This window comes from Bartonella sp. ML69XJBT (assembly GCF_028618515.1).
GTDB lineage: Bacteria > Pseudomonadota > Alphaproteobacteria > Rhizobiales > Rhizobiaceae > Bartonella.
The window spans coordinates 2035-3147 of sequence record NZ_JAQITB010000075.1 but is presented as its reverse complement, the minus strand read 5'-3'; the positions used below and the strand labels follow the sequence as shown (position 1 = coordinate 3147).

Here is a 1113-nt window from a genome sequence, read left to right as displayed (position 1 = left end):
CATATTACGCATCTTCAAAATCTACTTGCTGATGAAACCAGTGAAGCCTTTCATGCTTTTGATGCCTTTCATAAGGAATTACAGAACAACGTAAACAGTGCAATCAAGCAAGAAGAAGCCATTGAGATGTTAGCACAGCATCTTGTGACACGTCCCGTGTTTGAAGCTTTGTTTGAGGGCAATGAATTTGTGCAAAACAATGCCATTTCGCAAGCCATGGACAAGATCTTAAGAGAACTGGATAAAACGAATATTGAAGAAAAAACCAAAGATCTTGATAAATTTTACAAAAGTGTCACGTTCTGTACAGCAGGGATTACCGAAACTCACGCAAAACAGAATCTTATTATCAAGCTTTATGAAAGTTTTTTTGCCAAGGCTTTTAAGAAAACTACCGATAGGCTTGGGATTGTTTATACCCCCGTTGAGGTTGTTGATTTTATCATTCATTCTGTTGATGATGTCTTACGCAATGAGTTTGGAAAAAGCCTAGGTTCACGGGGTGTTTCTATTCTTGACCCTTTTACAGGAACAGGTACCTTTATCACACGGTTATTACAATCCAATCTCATCAAACCAGAGGATATGGAATATAAGTTCCGTCATGATATCCATGCCAATGAGATTGTTCTCTTAGCTTATTACATAGCAGCCATTAACATTGAATCGACCTATCATAGTCTTGTGAAAGGAGATTACATACCGTTCAAGCATATTGGTTTGGCTGATACGTTTCAAACGCTTAAAGAAAAAGACCTTATGGAAGGTATACTCAGAGAAAACAGTGAATATTTAGAACTTCAGAAAAAACTCGATATCAAAGTTATTTTTGGAAATCCCCCTTATTCTGTAGGACAAAAAAATGCCAATGATAATGCAAAAAACACACCCTATCCGATTTTAGATAATCGTATCCGTAAAACTTATATAGCTCATTCAGAAGCAACTAATATGCAAGCGCTCTATGACAGTTATATCCGCGCCATTCGTTGGGCAAGTGACCGTATTGATAATGCTGGGGTAATCGGCTTTGTTTCTGGTTCTGGTTACATAGAAAAGTCTACAATGGACGGTTTACGGAAATCTTTAGCCAAAGAGTTTACGAGTATTTAC

At 37.4% G+C, this 1113-nt stretch carries 1 protein-coding gene; it reads left to right on the top strand.

The window, feature by feature from the left end:
* Window positions 1–1113 (top strand): N-6 DNA methylase (locus PVV68_RS09860; RefSeq protein ID WP_273782998.1); only part of this gene is annotated, 1113 nt, incomplete at both ends.